The organism is Streptomyces sp. WG5 (genome assembly GCF_049974565.1).
GTDB lineage: Bacteria > Actinomycetota > Actinomycetes > Streptomycetales > Streptomycetaceae > Streptomyces.
In genome coordinates this window covers 79,670-101,492 of sequence record NZ_JBNGGC010000001.1, presented here as the reverse complement: position 1 = coordinate 101,492, position 21,823 = coordinate 79,670, and the positions used below count along the sequence as shown (strand labels likewise).

The 21,823-nt window shown below is 73.0% G+C and carries 17 protein-coding genes; 1 reads left to right on the top strand and 16 read right to left on the bottom strand.

Annotated features, from left to right (window positions below; translation table 11 throughout):
- Positions 1-64: 64 nt before the first annotated feature.
- The 9 genes from ACP4IX_RS00370 to ACP4IX_RS00330 all read right to left on the bottom strand — a co-directional run bounded on the left by ACP4IX_RS00370 (position 65) and on the right by ACP4IX_RS00330 (position 11,785).
- The gene (locus ACP4IX_RS00370) at positions 65-2,380 is read right to left on the bottom strand and encodes a xanthine dehydrogenase family protein molybdopterin-binding subunit (protein ID WP_426554400.1); all 2,316 of its coding nucleotides are present in this window, start codon (positions 2,378-2,380) and stop codon (positions 65-67) included.
- Positions 2,377-4,410, bottom strand: coding sequence for a 2Fe-2S iron-sulfur cluster-binding protein (locus ACP4IX_RS00365; RefSeq protein WP_426554399.1), 2,034 nt, complete (start codon positions 4,408-4,410; stop codon positions 2,377-2,379). Before ACP4IX_RS00365 ends, ACP4IX_RS00370 begins: the two co-directional genes overlap by 4 nt.
- On the bottom strand, positions 4,407-5,300 hold the full coding sequence (locus ACP4IX_RS00360) for an FAD binding domain-containing protein (protein WP_426554398.1): 894 nt from the start codon (positions 5,298-5,300) through the stop codon (positions 4,407-4,409). The genes ACP4IX_RS00365 and ACP4IX_RS00360 overlap by 4 nt, the downstream gene beginning before the upstream one ends.
- Before the next feature lie 383 nt (positions 5,301-5,683).
- Complete coding sequence (locus tag ACP4IX_RS00355) at positions 5,684-7,315, bottom strand: beta-N-acetylhexosaminidase (RefSeq protein ID WP_426516658.1); 1,632 nt, start codon at positions 7,313-7,315, stop codon at positions 5,684-5,686.
- A gap of 8 nt (positions 7,316-7,323) precedes the next feature.
- Positions 7,324-8,169, bottom strand: a complete 846-nt coding sequence (locus tag ACP4IX_RS00350) for a carbohydrate ABC transporter permease (protein WP_426516656.1) — start codon at positions 8,167-8,169, stop codon at positions 7,324-7,326.
- Positions 8,166-9,155, bottom strand: a complete 990-nt coding sequence (locus tag ACP4IX_RS00345; RefSeq protein WP_426516654.1) for a carbohydrate ABC transporter permease — start codon at positions 9,153-9,155, stop codon at positions 8,166-8,168. Before ACP4IX_RS00345 ends, ACP4IX_RS00350 begins: the two co-directional genes overlap by 4 nt.
- On the bottom strand, positions 9,152-10,450 hold the full coding sequence (locus ACP4IX_RS00340) for an extracellular solute-binding protein (RefSeq protein WP_426554397.1): 1,299 nt from the start codon (positions 10,448-10,450) through the stop codon (positions 9,152-9,154). The genes ACP4IX_RS00345 and ACP4IX_RS00340 overlap by 4 nt, the downstream gene beginning before the upstream one ends.
- Positions 10,451-10,855: 405 nt before the next feature.
- A complete protein-coding gene (locus ACP4IX_RS00335) occupies positions 10,856-11,143 on the bottom strand; it encodes a DUF3039 domain-containing protein (RefSeq protein WP_398130873.1) in 288 nt (95 codons plus the stop codon).
- 69 nt (positions 11,144-11,212) lie between these two features.
- On the bottom strand, positions 11,213-11,785 hold the full coding sequence (locus ACP4IX_RS00330) for a YqgE/AlgH family protein (protein WP_426516650.1): 573 nt from the start codon (positions 11,783-11,785) through the stop codon (positions 11,213-11,215).
- 235 nt (positions 11,786-12,020) lie between these two features.
- On the opposite strand from ACP4IX_RS00330, the gene murA reads away from it, so the two are divergent.
- A complete protein-coding gene (gene murA / locus ACP4IX_RS00325; protein ID WP_426516648.1) occupies positions 12,021-13,367 on the top strand; it encodes a UDP-N-acetylglucosamine 1-carboxyvinyltransferase in 1,347 nt (448 codons plus the stop codon).
- 78 nt (positions 13,368-13,445) lie between these two features.
- Here murA and ACP4IX_RS00320 read toward each other — a convergent pair whose 3' ends face one another.
- The 7 genes from ACP4IX_RS00320 to ACP4IX_RS00290 all read right to left on the bottom strand — a co-directional run bounded on the left by ACP4IX_RS00320 (position 13,446) and on the right by ACP4IX_RS00290 (position 21,803).
- Positions 13,446-13,727, bottom strand: a complete 282-nt coding sequence (locus tag ACP4IX_RS00320; protein ID WP_004987462.1) for an HU family DNA-binding protein — start codon at positions 13,725-13,727, stop codon at positions 13,446-13,448.
- A gap of 351 nt (positions 13,728-14,078) precedes the next feature.
- Complete coding sequence (locus tag ACP4IX_RS00315; protein ID WP_426516645.1) at positions 14,079-15,494, bottom strand: NAD-dependent malic enzyme; 1,416 nt, start codon at positions 15,492-15,494, stop codon at positions 14,079-14,081.
- 414 nt (positions 15,495-15,908) lie between these two features.
- Positions 15,909-18,245: a HelD family protein gene (locus tag ACP4IX_RS00310; protein ID WP_426516643.1), complete on the bottom strand. Its 2,337-nt coding sequence runs from the start codon at positions 18,243-18,245 to the stop codon at positions 15,909-15,911.
- Between the two features lie 82 nt (positions 18,246-18,327).
- On the bottom strand, positions 18,328-19,107 hold the full coding sequence (locus ACP4IX_RS00305) for an anti-sigma factor family protein (RefSeq protein WP_426554395.1): 780 nt from the start codon (positions 19,105-19,107) through the stop codon (positions 18,328-18,330).
- Positions 19,108-19,178: 71 nt separating this feature from the next.
- Positions 19,179-19,703: a sigma-70 family RNA polymerase sigma factor gene (locus ACP4IX_RS00300; RefSeq protein ID WP_426554545.1), complete on the bottom strand. Its 525-nt coding sequence runs from the start codon at positions 19,701-19,703 to the stop codon at positions 19,179-19,181.
- 184 nt (positions 19,704-19,887) lie between these two features.
- Positions 19,888-20,478 carry a CGNR zinc finger domain-containing protein gene (locus tag ACP4IX_RS00295; protein WP_426516639.1) on the bottom strand — a complete coding sequence of 197 codons (591 nt, stop codon included), beginning with the start codon at positions 20,476-20,478 and terminating at the stop codon, positions 19,888-19,890.
- Between the two features lie 173 nt (positions 20,479-20,651).
- On the bottom strand, positions 20,652-21,803 hold the full coding sequence (locus ACP4IX_RS00290; protein WP_426554394.1) for a uroporphyrinogen-III synthase: 1,152 nt from the start codon (positions 21,801-21,803) through the stop codon (positions 20,652-20,654).
- Between the last annotated feature and the right edge of the window lie 20 nt (positions 21,804-21,823).

The following is a 21,823-nucleotide window of genomic DNA, read 5'->3' as shown; positions in this document are numbered from 1 at the left end:
CCACCACCCACGACACTACGGCCCACCACTGACAACGCCGCGGCCCGCGAAGGCGCTCACGGGCTCAGACGGTCACCACCGCGGCCTGCGGCCGGATCGGCAGCCGGTTCACCGGGCGTCCCGTGGCCGCGCGCACGGCGGAGGCGACGGCCGCCGGGGAGGCCACCACCGGCGCCGCGCTGACCGCCTTCGCGCCGAAGGGGGCGACCACGTCGCGTTCCTCGACGAGCTTCACGATCCGGATGTCGGGGGCGTCGAGCGCGGTCGGCAGGGCGTAGCCGGTCAGGTCGGGGTGGCGGATCAGGCCGCGCGGGGTGCGCAGGTTCTCCGTCAGCGCGATGCCGACGCCCTGGGTCACGCCCGCCTCGATCCGGGCGGTCAGCTGCGCCGGGTTCAGCACCCGGCCCACGTCCTGCGCGACGGCCAGTTCCACGACCCGTACCGAGCCGATCTCGACGTCGACGTCGACCACCGCGCGGATCGCGCAGAAGGCCATGCCGACGAAGGCGTCGCCCTGACCGGCCTCGTCCAGCGGCTCGGTCGGGTGCGGACGGCACTGGGCGGTGGCCCACAGCTCCTTGCCGTCCAGCGCCTCGGCGACCGTGGTCGACAGCACGCCGTCGTACGAGGTGATCTTGCCGTCGGCGATCTGGAGCAGCTCGGTCGACATCCCGAACTGGTGCGCCAGCGGCTGGAGGAGCTGGGTGCGGACCATCTTGGCCGCCCGCTCCACCGCGCCGCCCGACACCCACGTGTGGCGGCCCCGGCAGCCCGCGCCCGCCGGGGGCTGGTCGGTGTCGACGGGCGCCACCTGCACCTCGTCGACGCCGAGGGTGTCCTGCACGATCTGCCGGGCCAGTGTGGAGAAGCCCTGCCCGGTCTCGACCGCCGCGCACAGCACCGTCGCCACGCCGTCCTGGACCTTCACGGTGGCCGTGGAGACCTCGTCCGCGCCCTCCGCGCCGAGCATGTGCACCATGCCGATGCCGTAGCCCACGCCCCGGCGCACCGCGCCCGGTTCGCCCGCGCCCTCGGGGCCGCCGGGCAGCAGCCACTCGTCCTCGGGCGTGTCCTTGGGCAGGGCGGGGAGGGGAAAGTCGCGTACGGCCTGGAGGAGTTCGGCGACCGGGGCCGGGCAGGTGACCGTCTGGCCGGTGGGGAGCACGTCGCCGGTGGCCAGTACGTTGCGCAGCCGCACCTCGGCCGGGTCGAGGCCGAGCTTCTTGGCGACCTTGTCCATCTGCGCCTCGTACGCGGCGCACACCTGCATGGCACCCTCGCCGCGCACATGGCCGGAGGGCGGGTTGTTGGTGCGCACGGCCCAGCCCTCGATGAAGGCGTTGGGGACGACGTACGGGCCGCAGGCGAAGGCCACCGCGGCGGCCAGGGCGTCCGAGGAGGTGTCGGCGTAGGCGCCCGCGTCGAGCAGGATCTGCGCCTCGACCTTCACCACCCGGCCCTCGGCGTCCGCGTGGTGGCGGTAGCGCAGGAGGGTGGGGTGGCGGTGGACGTGGCCGAGGAAGGACTCCTCGCGCGTGGCGGTCAGCTTCACCGGGCAGCCGGTCTTCAGGGCCAGCAGGCCGAGCGGCAGCTGGAAGCCCTGGTCCTCGCGGTCGGCGGTGGCGCCGGGCACCCCGGTGACGACGATTTTCACCTGTTCGGGTGCCAGGCCGTAGCACTCGGCGGCCGTGTCGCGGTCGGCGTGCGGGTCGGTGGAGGCCAGGTACAGCTCCACGCCGCCGTCCGGGCGCGGCACCGCGAGGCCCGCCTCGGCCCCTATGGGCGCCGGGTCCTGGCGGCCGATGCGGTACAGGCCCTCGACGACGACCTCGCCGGCCGCGTCCGGGTCGCCGTGCCGCAGCGGGATGTGGCGGATCAGGTTGCCGTCGGGGTGCAGCGGCTCGGCCTCGAAGGCCTGCTCCGGGTCGGTCACCGGGGCGAGCACCTCGTACTCGACGATGACGGCGGCGGCGGCCATCCGCGCGGTGTCCGGGTGGTCGGCGGCGACGGCCGCGATGGGCTCGCCGTGGTGGCGTACGACCTCGGAGGCGAACACCGGGCGGTCCGCCCGGCCGCCGCGTCCGTGCAGCGGGGTGCCGGGCACGTCCTCGTGCGTGACGACCGCCCGTACGCCGGGCATCTCGCGCGCGTGGGTGGTGTCGATGGACACGATGCGCGCGTGCGGGTGCGGTGAGCGCAGGACGGCCGCCCACAGCAGGCCCTCGGCCCACAGGTCGGCGGCGTACGGGAAGGTGCCCTCGGTCTTCGCGCGGGCGTCGGCGGGCGGCAGGGACGCGCCGAGGCCGTGCGGGATCGGCTCGGGCGCGGGGGCCGCCTCGGCGGTTCCCGCGGCCTCCGCAGTCGCGGCGTCGTTGCTCACGCGTGGCCTCCGTCCTGGCCGTGGGGGCCGCCCTGGCCGTGCGGGCCGTGGGGGTCATGGCCGTGGGGCTGGTCGCCGTAGGGCTGGGCGCCGTAGGGCTGGTCGTGCGGGCCCCGGGAGTGCGGTCCCGGGGTGTCCGGATTCCCGGGCGGTGTTCCGGGCGGCTCCTGGGACTCGAACGCCGACGGGTTGACGCCGCCCGCGCCCGGACCCGCCTGGTGCGGGATTCGGGGTGCGTCGGTGTCCGCGTCGTTCGCCTCGGCGGCGGCGTGCGCCTCGCGCTCGGCGACGACCTCCTTGACCGCCTCCAGGACACCCCGGTAGCCGGAGCAGCGGCACAGGTTGCCGCACAGGGCCTGCCGGGCCTCCAGCTCGGTCGGCGCCGGGTTGCCCTCCAGGAGGTTGTGCACGGTCATCGCCATGCCGGGCACGCAGAAACCGCACTGCACCGCGCCGCGCCGGGCGAGCGCCCGCTGCACGTCCGACGGCCGCCCGTCGGCGGCGAGGCCCTCGACCGTACGCACCTCGCTGCCGGCACTGGTCACGGCCGGGACCAGGCAGGAGGCGACGAGCCGTCCGTCGACCTGCACGTTGCAGGCGCCGCACTCGCCCTGCGAGCAGCCGTCCTTGGCGCCCGCGAGGCCGAGCCGCTCCCGCAGCACGTACAGCAGGGACTCGCCGATCCAGGCGTCGGTGACGGGCCGGTCGGCGCCGTTGACGCGCAGGACGTACGAGGCGAGGGGGTGCTCCTCGTGCGGTCCGGCCGGGGCCTGGCCCCGGGGGGCGGCCGGGGCGGCCCCGGAAGCAGCCGCTTCGGGGTCGGGGGCCTGGTCCGGGTCCGGGGCCTGGTCCGGGTCGGGGGCCTGGTCCGGGTCGGGGTCGGCGGTGCGGGGTTCCGCCTCCGGGGCCCGCTCGGGCTCCCGCCCGGACTCCTCCCGCGCGGCGACGGGCTCCGGACCCGCCACGGGCTCCTCAGCGGCCTCCGGGGCGGATTCCGTCTCCACGTCCCCGGTGGTGCCCGCGGGCGACTCTCCGGGGCCCTCGACGGCCTCCTCGGCCCCCTGGGGCTCACCGGTCGCCGTCCCGTCGGCCTCCGGGGCCGGGAGGCCGGTCTCCGTGACGGATTCGGTGGGCGCCTCCGCGTCCGGAACGACGGCCGGCCGGGGCGCCTCGGGCTCGGCCCGGTGCTCGGCCTGGTGCTCGGCCTGGTGCTCGGCCTGGTGCTCGGCCTGGTGCTCGGCCTGGTGCTCGGCCTGGTGCTCGGCCTGGCGTGCCGCGCCCGCCGGCGCGGCCTCCGCCGGGCGGTCGCCCCAGGGCTGCCCGGCCTGCTGCGTCGCCCAGGGCGCGGGGGCGCCGCCGGGCAGGGTGGCCGGTGCGGTGCCGCCCCACTGCTCGGCCAGGGACGACTGGGTGAACTCTCCCGACTCGTCGGGAAGGTCGCCGTCGGCGACGGGGATGGACCACTGGCCGGTCACGTCCTGCCCGGTCACGTCCTGCCCGGGCAGGTCCCCGCCGGACGCGGCGCCGGGCTCGGGCGCGGCGCTCTGCCCGGCCGCCGCCTCGGAGAAGTCCCACTGGGCGGTGGCCCCGGGCCGGTACGTGAACCGGTCGTCCTGTCCGGCGTCCGTGTCGTACGGCGCGCCCGTGCCGTACGGCGTGCTCCCGCCGTACGGGTCCGGCTGCGGGTACTCGGCGTACCCCTGGTGGCCGGCGGACTCCGGCGCCGCGTCCGGGACCTGCCACTGTGCGCCGTCCACGGGTGCGGACGGCATCGCCCAGGAGCCGGTGGCCGCCGGGTCGGTACCGGCGGTCGTGGCGGGCGCGACCGTGATCTGCGGCGGCACGTAGCCGTGCCCGGGCGCGGCGAGCGGGCTGTCGGCGGAGGCCAGGAGCGCGTCCACACCGCCCTCGGGGAGTGCGAAGAAGGCGGTGGCGCCGTCGTCGTAGTCGCCCTGGGGCAGCGGGTCCCAGCGTCCGCCGCTCGGGGGCGTGCCCTCTCCGTGCTGGTCGCCGTGCTGGTCGTCGGTCACGACAGCGCCCTCCCCAGTGCTCGTCGGGCCAGCGCGGCGACGGTGCGCCGCAGGTGCAGTACGGCCGGCGGGAGCTGCGGTACGGAACCGTCCTCGGCCGGGGCCGCGTCGGGGATGCAGGCGGCGGCGACGTACTCGCCGAAGGCGCTCAGGGCCTCCGGGACGATCGCGCGGCCGTTGTCCCAGTCGATGAGGGAGGCCACCCACTGCTCGGCCTCCAGGGGCCGCAGCGGCATCGGCGCGATGGCGCCGACCGCGCACCGCACCCCGCGCCGGGCGGGGTCGAGGACCAGCGCCACGGAGGCCATCGCGCGGCCCGGGCCGGTCCGGCCGGTCGCCTTCAGGAAGACCTGCGGCGCGTGCAGCAGCGGCACGCGCACGTAGCCGATGAGCTCGCCCGCGCGGAGCATCTCCATGCCGGCCAGCAGGTGCGAGACCGGCATCTCACGGCGGGCCCCGTCCGCGCCGGCGATGATCAGCGTCGCCTCCAGCGCGGCCAGCACCGGCAGCGCGTCGCCGGTGGAGGAGGCCGAGGCGATGTTGCCGCCCAGCGTGCCCGCGTTGCGGATCTGCGGCGGTCCGGCGGCGCGCGCGGCTGCGGCGAGCGCCGGGATGAGCGCGGCGAAGTCGGGGCGGCCCATGCGGGCGTGGGTGAGTCCCGCGCCGAGCAGCGCGTGACCGTCCTGGTACTGCCAGCCGCGGATCTCGCTGATCCGGCCGAGGCCCACCAGCGCGGCGGGCCTGAGCTGCCCGGAGTTGACGGCGGTCATCAGGTCGGTGCCGCCCGCCACCGGAACGGCGGCGGGCACGGCGGCCAGTGCCGCCACGGCCTCGTCCAGTGTCGTGGGCAGCGTGACGGCCTGCGCCGCCTGCGGTGCGTGCGTGGTCAAACCGACTGCCCCTTCCCGCTGTCCCACCTGGTCCCGCCCATGTCGCCGTACGGTACGACCTGACAGGGCGGACGTGGCAACTCTGGCACATCTTCGCAGGACCCGGACGCGGGGGTCCGCCAGGAGGTGTTCACCCATGTCGTCCGCGGGACGGTCCGTTTCGTGCGGGATCGCCGCCAATCGTCCGACAGTCGGAGGCGCGCACGACGGGCGGGAGTTGTCACTCTTCAGTGACGTTTCGGGGCGTTCCTTCCCTGCTGGCCTTACTTGTTCACCTTGGCCGTTCCCTCCTCGTTCTCCCTGCGTTCCCCTCCTCGTTCGTCTGCTCGTTCCCTTCCTCGTTCACCTGCTCGTTCACCTGCTCGTTCACCCGCTCGTCCGCCTCACTTGTCCGGTGGCGGGCCGTCGATCGGCCGGCCGAGCACTCCGGGCCGCCGCTGCCAGGGCAGCGGGCCGCCGGGCGGCCGGTAGGCGACGCCCAGGGCGTCAAGTCGCCGGTAATGGGCGGCCATCCGCCGTTCGAACCCGGCGAAGTCCCGGTCGGCCGGGGCGGGCAGCGCGCTCCAGGCCACCTCGGCGAACGCGGCGAGCCTCGGGAACGTCTGGTAGTCCACGCGCCCCTGGTCCTCCATCACCTCGGTCCACACGTTCGCCTGGGTTCCGATCACGTGTCCGGACTCGTCCGGCGTCAGCTCCGCCGGAACCGGCTCGAACCGGTAGACGTCCTCCAGGGTGCGCACGAAGCCGATCGGCACCGGTTCGTCCTCGCCCGCGTGCTGCCGGTGGTCCAGGTACACCTGCTGCTCGGGGCACATGACGACGTCGTGTCCCGCGCGCGCGGCGGCGACCCCGCCCGCGTACCCGCGCCAGGAGGACACGGCGGCGCCCTTGGCGAGTCCGCCCTCCAGGATCTCGTCCCAGCCGATGAGCCGCCGTCCGCGTCCGGCGAGCCAGGTGTCGAAGTGCTGGACGAACCAGGACTGGAGTTCGTCCTCGTCGGCGAGGCCGAGTTCCCCGATGCGTGCCTGCGCGGTGGCCGAGCGCCGCCACTGCTCCTTGGGGCATTCGTCGCCGCCGATGTGGATGAACTCCGAGGGGAACAGCCCGAGCACTTCCTCGAACACCCCCTCGTAGAAACGCAGGGTGGTGTCGGTGGGGGCGAGTACGTTCTCGCAGACGCCCCAGGTGTCCCAGACGGAGAGGGCGGTGGTGTCGACGACATCCGTGTTGCCGAGTTCCGGATACGCGGCGATGGCGGCCTGCGAATGCCCGGGAACGTCGATTTCGGGGACGACGGTGATGTGCCGTTCGGCCGCGTAGGCGACGATCTCCCGGATGTCGTCCTGGGTGTAGTAGCCGCCGTGGGGTTTGTCGTCCCAGAGCGGCGAGGCCCGGTGGCCGAATTTGGTGCGCGCCCGCCAGGAGCCGGTCTCGGTGAGCTTCGGGTGGCGTTCGATCTCGATGCGCCAGCCCTGGTCGTCGGTCAGGTGGAAGTGCAGGACGTTGAGTTTGTGGGCGGCCATCAGGTCCAGGTAGCGCAGGACGCCTTCCTTCGGCATGAAGTGCCGGGCGACGTCCAGCATCAGGCCCCGCCAGGGGAACCGGGGCGCGTCCTCGACGCGGACCAGCGGCAGCCGCCACCGGCGGCCGGGCAGCGGCGCGCGCCGGAAGGCGTCCGGTCCGAGCAGTTGCCGGAGCGTCTGGGCGCCCCAGAAGAGGCCGGCCGGGCCCCCGCCCGCGAGGTGCACGCCGGCCGGTGTGACGGCGAGGCGGTACCCCTCGGCCGCCAGCTCACCGTCGAGGGACAGGCGGACGGTGTTCTCCTCGCCCTGCCCCGGCGCGAGCGGCAGGCCGGTGGCCGCGCCCAGCGTGGCGCGCAGCCAGCGTTCGGTGCCCTGCGTGCCGTCGCCCGCCACCACCCCGGTGTCCGGTCCCAGCTCGAAGGAGCCGCCGCCGTGGAGCGCCACCTGCCGGGGCCGGGGAATCGCGTCCGTCCCGTCGGTCACGTCAGTCATGTCAGTCCTCAGTCCTTCACCGCTCCGCCGAGGCCGGAGACGAGTCGTCGTTGCACGAGTACGAAGAAGACCAGCACCGGAATCGTCATCACCGTGGACGCGGCCATCACCCCGCCCCAGTCGGGATCGTCCGGCTTGTAGAAGACCAGCAACGCCATCGGCAGCGTCGACTGGGAGGTGTCGCTGATGATGAACGACTTGGCGAACAGGAAGTCGTTCCAGGTCGAGATGAAGGAGAAGACGCTGGTGGCCACCAGCCCCGGAAAGACCAGCGGGAAAAGGATCTGCCACAGGAATCGCGCCCGGCTCGCCCCGTCGAGGTAGGCGGCCTCCTCCAGGGCCTCGGGCACCGCTTTCACGAAGCCCCGCAGCATCCAGATCGCGAAGGGCAGCGAGAAGGCGATGTGGGGGAGGATCAGCGAACCCAGCGTGTTCAGCTGGCCGAAGTCCCGCATGAGGAAGAACAGCGGAATCGTGAGCGCCTCCACGGGCACCATCTGGGCCACCAGGAACATGATCAGCAGAGTGGTCCGGAAACGGAACCGGAAACGCGTCACCGCGGTCGCCGCGAGGAACGCGATGAGCGCCGAGGCGATCACGACGGTGCCCGCCACCAGCAGGCTGTTGAGGAAGTAGCGGCCGAATTCCTGCTGCCCGAAGACCCGCCGGAAGGAGTCCAGCGAGGGCGCCAGGGTCCACGGCCGCGGCTCGCTCGACTCGATCTCCCCGGCCGGCTTGAAGGCGCTCAGCACCATCCAGTACAGCGGGAAGGCCACCACGACCGCGATCAGCAGCGCCGACGCCTCGGCCGCCAGCCGCCACGGACGGCGCACCCGCACACGCGGAAGATTCACAGCTCCTCCCCCTGGCGGCGCAGCAGCCGCAGGTAGACCAGCGTCACGGCGAGCAGGATCAGCAGCATCACGACACCGATCGCGGAGCCGAGGCTGTACTGCGAGGACGCGAACGCCTTCTGGTAGGCGTAGACGTTGAGGACGAGGTTCTGGCCGGCGATGCCGCCGCCGTTCGTCATGACGTAGATCTGGGTGAAGACCTTGAAGTCCCAGATGACCGACTGGATGGTGACGACCACCAGGATCGGCCGGAGCATCGGGGCGAGCACCGACCGCCAGATGCGCCACTGGGAGGCGCCGTCGAGCGCGGCGGCCTCCAGCACCTCCGCCGGGACGGCGCGGATACCGGCGTAGACGGTGACCATGACGAACGGGAAGGAGCACCAGACCACTTCGAGCAGGACGAGGGCGAAGGCGCTGTAGCGGCCGTACGTCCAGGAGTGGTCGCCGATGCCCAGCATCCGGTTGACTGGCCCGAAGTCCGGGTCGAACAGCAGCAGCCACACCGTCGACCCGGTGACCGCCGGGGTCGCCCAGGCGCCCAGCGCGGCGAGCATCAGCGCGAGCCGCGGCACGGCACGCACCCGGGTGAGCAGCACGGCGAGCGCACACCCGACGGCCAGCGTCGACACCACACAGGCGGCCGCGAAGACGACGGTGGCCGCCAGCACCTGCCAGAACTGCGTGTCCCCGAAGAGCTCGGCGTAGTTGCCGAATCCGCGGAAGGTGGTCGGCTCCCCACCGGAGACCTGTGCCTGGGTGTACTCCAGGAAGGAGATCAGTCCGAGCTGGTAGACGGGGTAGACGAGCAGCCCGCCGAGGACCACGAGAGCGGGCGCGAGATACAGCCAAGGCGTACGGGAGCGGCTCCCGAAGGGGCGCGGGGCCGTGCCGGGTTCGCGGCCACCGCCGCGTGGGCGCGGCACGCCACGACTCACCCGCACCCGCCCACGCACCGCGCCCCCCGAGCCGGAGGGCGCACTCATCCGGCGGAGCCGAACGCGTCGTCCATCTTCCGGGCCGCGTCCCCGGCGGCAGCGCCCACGTCCTTCTTGCCGCTGACCACCTCCTGGAACAGGGTCGGCAGCACCTGCGACGAGTCGATCGCCGCCCAGGCGGCCGAGGCCGGCACGAACTTCGTGCCCGCGGCGAGGGTGTCGACGAACGGCTTCACGAACGGCTCCTCGGCCGCGACCCGCTGCCGTACGTCCGTGAAGGTGGGCAGGAAGCCCATCGCGTCGAACATCTCGCCCTGCGCCTCCTTCGACGCGAGCCGCTTCATCAGGTCGACGGCGAGGGTGCGGTGCGAGGTGCTCTTCAGGACGCCGATGTTGTTGCCGCCCGCGAAGGCCGGGGCGATCGAGCCGGGCTCGGCCCCGGGCAGCGGCACGACCGCGTACTTGCCCTTCGCCGTCCCGGCCTCCACGGCCTGGCGGCTGAAGTCGCCGCCGATCGCCATGGCCGCCTTGCCGGAGGCGAACGCGGTGACGGTGTCGTTGCCGCCCATGCCGGCGCACTTGGCGGCAGGGCAGTTGTGGTCGCCGAAGAGGGACGTGTACGCCTCGATGCCCTTTTGGGCGGCGGCGCTGTCGATCGCCGAGGCGTACGAACCGCCCTTGCCGGTGGCGAGTTCGCCGCCGTTGGCCCAGATGAAGGGCATCGCACCGTAGGTGTAGGCGCCGCCGACGGCTATGCCGTAGAGGTCGGGCTTCGCGTCGCGGACCTTCTTCGCGGTGGACGCCAGTTCGTCCAGTGACTCGGGGGCCTTCAGGCCGAGTTCGTCGAAGACGTCGGTCCGGTAGTACAGGGCGCGGACTCCGACGAAGTAGGGGGCGCCGTAGATCTTGCCGTCCACGGTGACGGACTGCCGGGCGGTGGGGTCGGTGTCCTCGGCCTCGTCCCAGGCCCCGAACTCCTCGGTGACGTCCAGGAGTCCGCCGTCCTTGACGTACCCGGCGGTGTCGGTGTTGCCGTACTCGATGACGTCGGGGGCGCTGGCGGGGTCGTTGAAGGCGGCCTTGATGCGCTGGGCGCGGGTCTCGACGGGGATGTACTCGACGTCGACCTCCGTGTCCTCGTGCGCCTTCTCGAAGCCGGCCAGGACGGCGTCGACGACCTTCTCCTTCGGCTCGGTGTTGACCTCCTGGAAGAGCCAGACACGTAGCGTGCCGCTCTTCTCGTCCTTGCCGGAGGAGGAGTTGTCGGACGTCTGGGGGGCGCAGGCGGTCGCGGTGACGACGGCGGCGGCCAGCAGTACGGCCAGGCGGGGGGCGAGCTTCATGGAGTGTTCCTCCGGGCGTGCGTTGCAACATACGCAATGACGGTTTCGCTCTGCACAACAAGCAGGAGAGTAGGGAGTACATGAACATGTCCACAAGAGGTCTCGACCGGTTCGTGACGCACTACGGCCGCTCGGGGCGCCTCCAGCCGCACGAAGACCGCCCGGTGCCCCGTGCCGCACGAAGACCGCCCCCGGGCCCGCCCTGACGCACGAAGACCGCCCCCGGGCCCGCCCTGACGCACGAAGACCACCTCCAGGCCCGCCCTGACGCACCAAGACCGCCCCAGGTCCGCCCTGACGCACGAAGACCGCTCCGGGGCCTCCCCGACGCCCACGGCGCACGAAGGCCCCCGGAGCGCGCGCGGGCACGCTCCAGGGGCCTTGGAGACCTCGGTCGGGGAACTGCTACTTCTTCTTGTCGCCGCCCTTGCCCTCGTCGCCGCCGCCGCTCATGGACTCGTAGATCTCCTTGCACATGGGGCAGACCGGGTACTTCTTCGGGTCGCGGCCCGGTACCCAGACCTTGCCGCACAGCGCCACGACGGGGGTGCCGTCGAGGGCGCTCGCCATGATCTTGTCCTTCTGGACGTAATGGGCGAAGCGCTCGTGGTCACCGTCACCGTGGGAGGTCTGCGGTGTCGGCTCTACGAGGGTCCCCGTACCAGTCCCGCGCTCGGGCTCGAGAGTGCTCATGCCTGCCAGGGTACTGAAAGCCGGAGTATCGAAGCTCACACGGACCGGCACCGCCCGCCCGACCGGAGTTCAGTTGAGCGAGGGGTCGTCCGGATACGTCGCCACCATCGCCAGTTCACCCCGCTGGCGGCGCAGCACCTCGCGCCAGAGTCTGTCGGGGACCGGGCAGGACACGTCGCCGGGTTCGGACTCGACCACGTACCAGGCGCCCTCCGACAGCTCGTCCTCCAGCTGGCCGGGGCCCCAGCCGGCGTACCCGGCGAAGATCCGCAGCGCCCCCAGGGCGGGGGCCAGCAGCTCCGGCGGCGCCTCCAGGTCGACCAGGCCGATCGCGCCGTGCACCCGGCGCCAGCCCAGCGGCGCCGCCTCTCCGGCCGCCCCGCCGGGGACGACGGCGACGCCCAGGGCCGAGTCGAGCGACACCGGTCCGCCCTGGAAGACGACGCCGGGCTCGCCGGTCAGGCCGGCCCAGCCCTCCAGGATGTCGCCCACGTCGACCGGCGTCGGGCGGTTGAGGACGACACCGAGGGAGCCCTCCTCGTCGTGGTCGAGAAGGAGCACCACCGCGCGCTCGAAGTTCGGGTCCGCCAGGGCGGGTGTTGCCACGAGCAGCCGCCCTGTGAGCGAGGACACCTCGGTCATGCCAGACATGATCCCGCATGTTCCCCTCCCGTGGGGAGGCAATCGGGGGCACGGGGGTGAACGCGGACGCCGCGCGCGCCCCGCCGCGGTGACCGCACGTGCCCACCGGGGAACGGTTCGTGTTGTGACACACCTATGACGTTGTCCGACCGCGCACGGGCTTACTCGAGGGGGGTCCCAGGCGATTACCCTTTCCCTTCTGGCCCCTGCCCAACCCCCACGGAACGCGAGATTCATGACCGTCAACGGCGCTGATGACGTACTGCTTGTCCACGGCGGAACCCCGCTGGAGGGCGAGCTCCGGGTCCGCGGTGCGAAGAACCTCGTGCCGAAGGCCATGGTGGCCGCCCTGCTGGGCAGTGCGCCGAGCCGGCTGCGCAATGTGCCGGACATCCGCGACGTGCGGGTCGTACGCGGACTGCTGCAACTGCACGGGGTGACCGTCCGCCCGGGTGAGGAGCCCGGCGAGCTGGTGCTCGACCCCTCGCACGTGGAGAGCGCGAACGTCGCCGACATCGACGCCCACGCGGGCTCGTCGCGCATCCCGATCCTGTTCTGCGGCCCGCTGCTGCACCGCCTCGGGCACGCCTTCATCCCGGGCCTGGGCGGCTGCGACATCGGCGGCCGGCCCATCGACTTCCACTTCGAGGTGCTGCGGCAGTTCGGCGCCAAGATCGAGAAGCGGGCGGACGGCCAGTACCTGGAGGCCCCGCAGCGGCTGCGGGGCACCAAGATCCGGCTGCCGTACCCGTCCGTGGGCGCGACCGAGCAGGTGCTGCTGACGGCGGTGCTGGCCGAGGGCGTCACCGAGCTGTCCAACGCGGCCGTGGAGCCGGAGATCGAGGACCTGATCTGCGTCCTGCAGAAAATGGGCGCGATCATCGCGATGGACACCGACCGCACGATCCGCATCACCGGTGTGGACGAGCTCGGCGGCTACACCCACCGTGCCCTCTCGGACCGCCTGGAGGCCGCCTCCTGGGCCTCGGCGGCGCTGGCGACCGAGGGGAACGTCTACGTCCGGGGCGCCCAGCAGCGCTCGATGATGACGTTCCTGAACACCTTCCGGAAGGTGGGCGGCGCCTTCGAGATCGACGACGAGGGCATCCGCTTCTGGCACCCGGGCGGCCGGCTGAAGTCCATCGCCCTGGAGACGGACGTGCACCCGGGCTTCCAGACGGACTGGCAGCAGCCCCTGGTGGTCGCCCTGACGCAGGCCACGGGCCTGTCCATCGTCCACGAGACGGTCTACGAGTCCCGTCTCGGCTTCACCTCCGCGCTCAACCAGATGGGCGCGCACATCCAGCTCTACCGCGAGTGCCTCGGCGGCTCCCACTGCCGCTTCGGCCAGCGCAACTTCCTGCACTCGGCCGTCGTGTCCGGCCCGACCAGGCTGGAGGGCGCCGACCTGGTCATCCCCGACCTGCGCGGCGGGTTCTCGTACCTCATCGCCGCCCTCGCGGCCCAGGGCACCTCCCGGGTCCACGGCATCGACCTGATCAACCGGGGCTACGAGAACTTCATGGAGAAGCTCGTGGAGCTGGGCGCCAAGGTCGAGCTGCCGGGCAAGGCACTCGGCTGACGGTACGGACCCGCGCCGACGGCGCGCGGACATGAAAGGGGCGGCCACCCGTAGGTGGCCGCCCCTTTCACATCAGGGTCACTTGCCCTTCGCGGCTTCCTTCAGCTTGGAGCCCGCGGAGACCTTGACGCTGTAGCCGGCCGGAATCTGGATCGGCTCGCCGGTCTGCGGGTTGCGGGCGGTGCGAGCGGCACGGTGGGTGCGCTCGAAGGTCAGGAAGCCGGGGACGGTGACCTTCTCGTCGCCCTTGGAGACGATGTCGCCGACAACCTCGGCGAACGCGGCCAGCACGGCGTCGGCGTCCTTGCGGGTCACCTCGGCGCGGTCGGCCAGCGCGGCCACCAGCTCACTGCGGTTCATGTTGTTACTCCCGTGTTCTTCTTGCCGTTGAGGCGTGCCACGCGGCGGAGCCGCATGTTGGGCACAGCGATGCCGATGCTGCCAGGGCCCTCGGACATTCCCCGGACCCGGGTCGGTCGTCAGACCCTCGCGCCCAGGGAGGCATCCTGCCTCCACCTGCGGCGGTAAAGCCAATCCGGCACCCCCAGGAGTCGTGAGAACACCCTTGGGAGTCACACGAAGAGAGGGCCTGAGCCTTGCGCAACCCTAGAGGGCGATTCAAGGCCCCACATCCCGCGACGCGCCGGACGGGCGGCCCGCCGTGGTGATCCTCACCACCACGCCACGGGCCGCACACATTCCGTCCGGCTGCTACGCCACCACTCCGGCGGCCTTGGCGGCGTCCCGCACGGCGCCCGCGACGGCACCGGCGACCTTGTCGTTGAAGACGCTGGGAACGATGTAGTTCGGGTTGATCTCGTCCTCCGTCACCACGGCCGCGAGGGCCTGCGCGGCGGCCAGCATCATCTCGGTGTTGACCGTCCGGGACTGGGCGTCCAGCAGACCGCGGAACACACCGGGGAAGACCAGCACGTTGTTGATCTGGTTCGGGAAGTCGGAGCGGCCGGTGGCGACGACCGCCGCGGTCTGGCGGGCGACGGCCGGGTCGACCTCGGGGTCGGGGTTCGCGAGCGCGAACACGATGGCGCCGTCCGCCATGGCGGCCACGTCCTCGCCGTCCAGGACGTTGGGGGCCGAGACGCCGATGAAGACGTCGGCGCCGTGCACGGCCTCCTTCAGCGTGCCGGTGAGGCCCTCGGGGTTGGTGTTGTCGGCGATCCAGCGCAGCGCCGACTCCGGCGCGGCGTCGACGAGGTCGGCGCGGCCGGCGTGCACGACGCCGTGGATGTCGGCGACGACGGCGTTCTTGACGCCGGCGGCGAGCAGCAGCTTCAGGATGGCCGTACCGGCCGCGCCGGCACCGGACATGACGACCCGTACGTTCTCGATCGGCTTGTCGACGACGCGCAGCGCGTTGGTGAGGGCGGCGAGGACGACGATGGCGGTGCCGTGCTGGTCGTCGTGGAAGACGGGGATGTCGAGGGCCTCGCGCAGCCGGGCCTCGATCTCGAAGCAGCGGGGCGCGGAGATGTCCTCGAGGTTGATGCCGGCGAAGCCCGGGGCGATGGCCTTGACGATCTCGACGATCGCGTCGGTGTCCTGGGTGTCGAGGCAGAGCGGCCAGGCGTCGATGCCGGCGAAGCGCTTGAACAGGGCCGCCTTGCCCTCCATGACCGGCAGCGCGGCCTTCGGGCCGATGTTGCCGAGGCCCAGCACCGCCGAGCCGTCCGTCACGACCGCAACGGAGTTGCGCTTGATGGTGAGGCGGCGGGCGTCCTCGGGGTTCTCGGCGATCGCCATGCAGACGCGGGCCACACCGGGCGTGTAGACCATGGACAGGTCGTCACGGTTGCGGATGGGGTGCTTCGACGCCATCTCGATCTTGCCGCCGAGGTGCATGAGGAAGGTACGGTCGGAGACCTTGCCCAGGCTGACGCCCTCGATGCCGCGCAGCTGCTCGACGATCTCGTCCGCGTGGGAGGTCGAGCCGGCCGCGATGGTGACGTCGATGCGGAGCTTGTCGTGGCCGGAGGCCGTGACGTCGAGGCCGGTGACCGAGCCGCCGGCGGACTCCACCGCGGTGGTGAGCTGCGAGACCGCTGTCCCGCCCGCGGGCACCTCCAGTCGGACCGTCATCGAGTAGGAGACGCTGGGCGCCGTTGCCATGGCCGACTTCCTCTGCTTTCACCGTGTAACTGCGTTGTGCCGTCCGATCGTCGCACCTACCACTGAGTACGTGGTAGCCACCCCGGATTGCGAACTTTGTGTTCGCGCGCCGTCCACCACCGGTAAGGGCACTTTCGGAAAACGACTTCCACCATACGAGAAGTGGCGGTTGGACGGAAGAGGGAAGCCCGCCCGGGAAAGAACCCGGGGGACGGGAATGGTCCCGCGGGGATCGTTTGTTACCTTGGACGTGGCATCGGCTCGATCCAAGCCCCCGGGCCCAACCATCGTCGCTACGAGCGACCACTTGCCGCGAGGCGAGCATGGCGGGTCGGTGCCACTTGACGAGGGACGAGAGGCCCGCGCCGTCCGACGGCGCGGGCCTCTCGCATGTCCGGGCGCTGTCCCGGCGCCTCAGTCGCGCAGCAGGTCCGGCACCCCGGCCGCGTCCGGCTCGTCCCGCTCGCAGGAGACGACCGTCAGCTGCTGGGTGGCCCGGGTCAGGGCGACGTACAGCACGCGCAGGCCGGCGGGCGACTCGTCGGCGATCTCGGCCGGGGAGACGACGACCGTGGCGTCGTACTCCAGGCCCTTGGCCTCCAGGCTGCCCAGCGCCACCACGCGGTCGCCGAGCCCGGCCAGCCAGCGCCGGGCCTCCTCGCGGCGGTTCATGGCGACCACGACGCCGACGGTGCCGTCGACGAGGCCGAGCAGCCGGGCCGCCTCCGCCCGGACCGACTCCGCGAGGCCGTCCCCCACCACCGCGAAGCGCGGTTCCACGCCCGTCGACCGCACCGCCGCCGGGGACCGGGAGCCGGGCATGGCGAGGGCGAGCACCTTGGCCGCCAGCTCGGCGATCTCCGCCGGGTTGCGGTAGTTGACGGTCAGCTCGAAGCGGCGGCGCGGGCGGGTGCCCAGGGCCTCGTCGCGGGCCGCCGCCGCCTCGTCGGGGTCGGACCAGGAGGACTGGGCCGGGTCGCCGACGACCGTCCACGTGGCGTGCCGGCCGCGGCGGCCCACCATCCGCCACTGCATGGGGGTGAGGTCCTGGGCCTCGTCGACGATGACGTGCGCGTACTCGGTGCGTTCCTGGGCGAGGCGCTCGGCGCGCTCCCACTGGGTCTCCTCGCGCTGCGGCATCAGCTCGTCCAGGCCGGTGAGCTGGTCCAGCGGGTCCAGCTCGCGCCGCTTGCGGGGGCGGGCCGGGGTGCCGACGATCGCCTGGAGCTCGTCGAGCAGGGCGATGTCGTGCACGGAGTGGCCCTCGCGCCGCAGCGAACGGGCCACCTTGCGGACCTCTCCCGGGTTGAGCACCCGGCGCGCCCAGCGGCCCAGCCTCCGCTCGTCCGCCATGGCCGCCAGCACGGCGCCGGGGGTCAGCTCCGGCCACCAGGCGTCGAGGAAGCCGGTGAAGGAGTCCTCGGAGCTGACGTCCTCGTCGAAGGAGGAACGCAGCTCGGCGGCCAGCTCCGGGTCGCTGTGCCGGGTACCGGCGCCCGACTTGGACCACAGGGCGTCCAGGAGCAGCCGGCGGGCGCGGGGGCGCAGCAGGTTGACCGGTGCGGTGCCGCCGAGGACGGTGCGCCGGATGCCGGCCAGCTCCTCGGCCTCCAGTTCGAGCCGCCGGCCGAAGGCGACGACCCTGAGCAGGGTCGGCGAGTCGCTCGGCTCCAGTGCCCCGCGCGCGGCCCGGCGCAGCACCCGGAGCATCCGGGACGAGCCCTTGGCGCGGGCGGTGGCCGGGGAGTCGTACAGCGTGGCCTCGGCGCCGTCGACCAGTGAGCCGATCGCGCGGATGGCGACCTGCCCCTCCTCGCCGAGGGAGGGCAGCACGCCCTCGGTGTACGCCACCAGCAGCGGGGTCGGCGAGACGATCAGGATGCCGCCCGCGTACCGGCGCCGGTCCTGGTAGAGCAGGTACGCCGCCCGGTGCAGGGCGACGGCGGTCTTGCCGGTGCCGGGGCCGCCCTCGACGTACGTCACGGAGGCGGCCGGGGCGCGGATCACCAGGTCCTGCTCGGCCTGGATGGACGCCACGATGTCCCGCATGGAGTGCGTACGGGCCTGGCCGAGGGCGGCCATCAGGGCGCCGTCGCCGACCACGGCCAGTTCCTCGCCGTCCAGGCTCGCCCTGATCTCGGGCCGCATCAGGTCGTCCTCGACGCCGAGGACGCGCCGCCCCTTGGAGCGGATCACCCGGCGGCGCACGACCCGGCCCGGGTCGACCGGCGTGGACCGGTAGAAGGGGGCCGCGGCGGGCGCCCGCCAGTCGATGACCAGCGGGGCGTAGTCCTCGTCCAGGACGCCGATGCGGCCGATGTGCAGGGTCTCGGCGATGTCGGCGGTGCTGTCGGGCCGCAGGGCGCCCTCGGCGGGCTCGACCGCCGTGTACGCGCCGTCCGGGCCCTTCTTGCCGTCCTTGCCGAGGAGCAGGTCGATCCGGCCGAAGAGGAAGTCCTCGAACTCGTTGTTCAGCCGGTTGAGGTGGATGCCGGCCCGGAAGACCTGCGCGTCGCGCTCGGCCAGCGCGCCGGGCGTGCCCACGTGGCCGCGCTGCGCGGCGTCCTGCATGAGGAACTCGGCCTCGTCGATCTTCTCCTCGAGGCGGCGGTACACCCGGTCCAGGTGTGCCTGTTCCACGCTGATCTCTCGGTCCCGAACGGAGTCCTCCCGTACGGAGTCGTGTACGGCTTCCCCCGCGGCGCCGTGAACCGAGTCGACCGCTGAGTCCTGCTGAGCCTGTGCGGCCACCGGGCCCCCTTCTGACGTGCTGGGCAGCCGTCAAAGGTACGCGAAGGGGGCGCCGGAAGCTACGGCCGGTACCGCGGCGGGGCTACGCGTCCACCTCCACCAGACGCTCCCCGTCGAAGGTCATGACCTCGAAGTGGTCGATCTCGTTGGGGTCGAAGGCGGCGCCGCCCTGCACGTAGAGGGGTTTTCCGCCCTTGTCGCCGGCCGCGTCCGGAATGCCGTAGCCCCAGTCCGGGACGGACCAGGAGGTGACCGTCTCGCGTTCGCCGTTCTTGCCGACGGCGATCAGGGAGCACTTCTCGGGGCCCTTGAGGTTCTTGAGTTCCAGGACCGTGCCCGTGCCCCAGGGCTTCCTCTCCAGGGCCACGGTCGCGCTGACCCGGGTGGACGGGTCGGTCGCCGTGACGCGGTCGGGCAGGGCGGCGAAGGCGGACTCGGCGGTGCCCGCGGCCGGCCGCACCGCCTCGGTCCTGCGGCCACCGCCGTCACCGCCGCCTCCGTCCGTGGTCGCCACGGCGGCGAACGGTCCGCCGATGATCAGCGCGGCCGCGGTGCCCACCAGGTAGAAGTTGCGGCGGCGTTTGCGCGCGCGGCGTTCGGCGACCTCGTCGACGAGCTTCTCCGCCAGCCGCGGGCCCGGCCGCGCCGTCAGCGACTCGGCGATCGCGGGGGTCCCGGCGCCCGGCAGGCCAGCGAGCGCGGCCATCATCGGCTCCATCCCGGCCAGCTCGTCGAGTTGCCGGGCGCACCATGCGCAGCCGGCGAGGTGCGCCTCGAAGGCGGTCGCCTCCGCGTCGTCCAGGATGCCGAGGGCGTAGGCGCCGACGGTCTCGTGCTCGTCCGGCGCCGGTGGTCCCTGCATGGGGGCAGAACTACCCGTATCACCCGGGCCGAATCCCCCGCCGAATCCCTGAACTCCCCCGTACCCGCTCATCACGCCGTCACCCCCCGCTCCTCCAGAGCCAGCTTCATCGAACGCAGGGCGTAGAACACCCGGGAGCGCACGGTGCCGCTGGGTATGCCGAGTGTCTGCGCCGCCTCATTGACGGTACGCCCCTTGAAGTACGTCTCGACGAGGACCTCCCGGTGGGCCGGGGTCAGGTCGTCGAGCGCGTCCGACAGCGTCATCAGCCACAGCGCCTTGTCGATCTCGTCCTCCGCGGGGATGACCTCCAGCGGCGACGGATCGACCTCCTGCGGCCGGGCCTGCCGGCTGCGGTGGACGTCGATGACGATGCGCCGGGCGACCGTCACCAGCCAGGGGCGTACCGATCCGGTCGCACGGTTGAGCTGACCGGCGTTCTTCCAGGCACGGATGAGCGTCTCCTGGACGACGTCCTCGGCGCGCTGGCGGTCCCCCGCCACCAGACGCAGCACGTACGCCAGCAAGGGACCGGCGTGCTCCCGGTACAGGGCGCGCATCAGCTCCTCGTCGGGTTCCGAGGACGACTGGGGCATGCGATGCCGGGCCCTCGCACCACGTTCACCGGCCACGACGGAATCCTTGCGCACGCCCACCTCCGATGTCCGGGGGTTCCCCCAGTCGATCGCTCGCCCATGCGGTACGGACGTGAAGTGCGCGGTGTTCAAAGCGAGGTGACGGGTTATCGGGGAGGGCGTGACGAACGGGGCGCGGAAAGACTTATCGGGCGAGGGCGGCGCGGCGGCGGTGCCGGGCGACGCGCTCCCGGTTGCCGCAGAGCTCGCTGGAGCACCAGCGCCGGCGGCGTCCGCGGGAGGTGTCGACGTACACGATCGGGCAGTTGTCGCCCTCGCACTGCCTGAGGCCGGCCCGCGCGACGGGGTCGGTGAGCAGTTCCACGACGTCTCGGGCGAGGGCCCCGAGCAGCGCCGCGCACTCCGGCGGGCCGGTCAGCTCCCGCACCAGCGCGCCGTCCTCGCCGCGGACCGCGCGCGGGGCCGGGGGTGCGGCGAGGGCGAGTACGTTGACGCGGGCGAGCGCGAGACCGTACGGGTGGGCGCCGGGTGCGGCCCTGGAACGGATCAGACGGGCGGCGTGGAGGCGCAGTTCGCGGAAGCCGGCCAGCCAGGAGGTGTCGGCGTGGGCCAGCGGGGTGCCGGGCGGGACGAGCCCGGAGCCGGTGATCCAGGCACGCAGCACCTCGACGGAGGCGAGCCGTTCCATGGGGTGGGTGGTGGCGATGAGGTCCAGGCAGACTCGCCCGGTGTCGAACCGCAGCTCGTACGGGTCGGTGGCCGTACCCAGTGCCATGTTCCTGTCACCGCCTAGGGTCGCCCGGCGGAACGGGCCGGGAAGGGGAGCGGGTGGACCGCTCCCTCTACAGTGCCTGCCCGCCCCCGCGCCCGGAACCCCTCGTACCGCCTCCGGCCGCAAGCCCGTCCGTGCGCCCCCGCGCCCGGACAGCGGATTTCCGGCGGCGCGTGTCAGCCGTCCGTGTACTTGGCGTCCGTGGCCGGGTCCAGGGCCAGGCGGTAGCCGCGTTTCACCACCGTCTGGATCAGCTTCGGCGCGCCGAGGGACGTGCGCAGGCGGGCCATCGCCGTTTCGACGGCGTGTTCGTCACGGCCGGTGCCCGGCAGGGCGCGCAGCAGCTCCGCCCGGGGCACGACCCAGCCCGGCCGCCGGGACAGGGCCCGCAGCAGGGACATCCCGGCGGGCGGCACGGCCCTGAGCTCCCCGTCGACGAGGACCGCGTGCCCGCGGACCTCCAGGCGGTGCCCGGCGACCGGCAGGACACGGGCGCGGGCCGGCAGCTCCCGGCACAGCAGCTGGACGAGGGGGCCGAGCCGGAAGCGCTCGGGCTGGACCGTGTCGACGCCGTGCGCCTGGAGCGGCACCGCGGTGACCGGGCCGACGACGGCCGCCAGCACGTCGTGGCCGAGAGCGGCGAGCAGCTCGGGCAGCATGCCGCGCTCCTCGGCGCGGGAGAGCAGGGACGCGGCGGCGGGCGCACTGGTGAACGTCACGGCGTCCACCCCGCGCGAGACGGCCGCGTCCAGCAGCCGGTCCACGGGCCCGAGGTCCTCCGGCGGCAGCCACCGGTAGACGGGCACGCCCACCACCTCCGCGCCGCCCGCCCGCAGCGCCTCCACGAACCCCGGCAGCGGCTCGCCGTGCAGCTGTACGGCGATCCGGCGGCCGTCGACGCCCTGCTCCAGCAGCCGGTCCAGCACCTCGGCCATCGACTCGGAGGCCGGCGACCACTTCTCCGTCAGCCCGGCGGCCCGGACCGCGCCCTTGACCTTGGGTCCGCGCGCGAGGAGCTCCACCGCGCGCAGCCGCGCCAGCAGGGCGTCGCCGAGTCCCCACCCGTCGGCGGCCTCGACCCACCCCCGGAAACCGATGGCGGTGGTGGCCACGACGACGTCCGGCGCCTGGTCGAGGAGCTGCTCGGTCGCGGCCAGCAGCTCGCTGTCGTCGGCGAGCGGCACGATCCTGAGCGCCGGCGCGTGCAGGACGGCGGCACCGCGCCGCTGGAGCAGCGCGCCCAGTTCGTCGGCCCGGCGGGCGGCGGTCACGCCCACGGTGAATCCGGCGAGGGGTCCGTGGTCGGGTCGCCGCTGTCCGTCGTCCATCACTGTCGCCCCGATCGTCC

Bases quoted from the DNA above. Each gene is read 5' to 3' on its own strand.
- ACP4IX_RS00320 (WP_004987462.1), bottom strand. From the start codon at position 13,727: ATGAACCGCAGTGAGCTGGTGGCCGCGCTGGCCGACCGCGCCGAGGTG.
- ACP4IX_RS00315 (WP_426516645.1), bottom strand. From the start codon at position 15,494: ATGGCAACGGCGCCCAGCGTCTCCTACTCGATGACGGTCCGACTGGAG.
- ACP4IX_RS00355 (WP_426516658.1), bottom strand. From the start codon at position 7,315: ATGACTGACGTGACCGACGGGACGGACGCGATTCCCCGGCCCCGGCAG.
- ACP4IX_RS00335 (WP_398130873.1), bottom strand. From the start codon at position 11,143: ATGAGCACTCTCGAGCCCGAGCGCGGGACTGGTACGGGGACCCTCGTA.
- ACP4IX_RS00300 (WP_426554545.1), bottom strand. From the start codon at position 19,703: ATGCCCCAGTCGTCCTCGGAACCCGACGAGGAGCTGATGCGCGCCCTG.
- ACP4IX_RS00295 (WP_426516639.1), bottom strand. From the start codon at position 20,478: ATGGCACTGGGTACGGCCACCGACCCGTACGAGCTGCGGTTCGACACC.
- murA (WP_426516648.1), top strand. From the start codon at position 12,021: ATGACCGTCAACGGCGCTGATGACGTACTGCTTGTCCACGGCGGAACC.
- ACP4IX_RS00290 (WP_426554394.1), bottom strand. From the start codon at position 21,803: ATGGACGACGGACAGCGGCGACCCGACCACGGACCCCTCGCCGGATTC.
- ACP4IX_RS00305 (WP_426554395.1), bottom strand. From the start codon at position 19,107: ATGCAGGGACCACCGGCGCCGGACGAGCACGAGACCGTCGGCGCCTAC.
- ACP4IX_RS00330 (WP_426516650.1), bottom strand. From the start codon at position 11,785: ATGACCGAGGTGTCCTCGCTCACAGGGCGGCTGCTCGTGGCAACACCC.
- ACP4IX_RS00345 (WP_426516654.1), bottom strand. From the start codon at position 9,155: ATGAGTGCGCCCTCCGGCTCGGGGGGCGCGGTGCGTGGGCGGGTGCGG.
- ACP4IX_RS00340 (WP_426554397.1), bottom strand. From the start codon at position 10,450: ATGAAGCTCGCCCCCCGCCTGGCCGTACTGCTGGCCGCCGCCGTCGTC.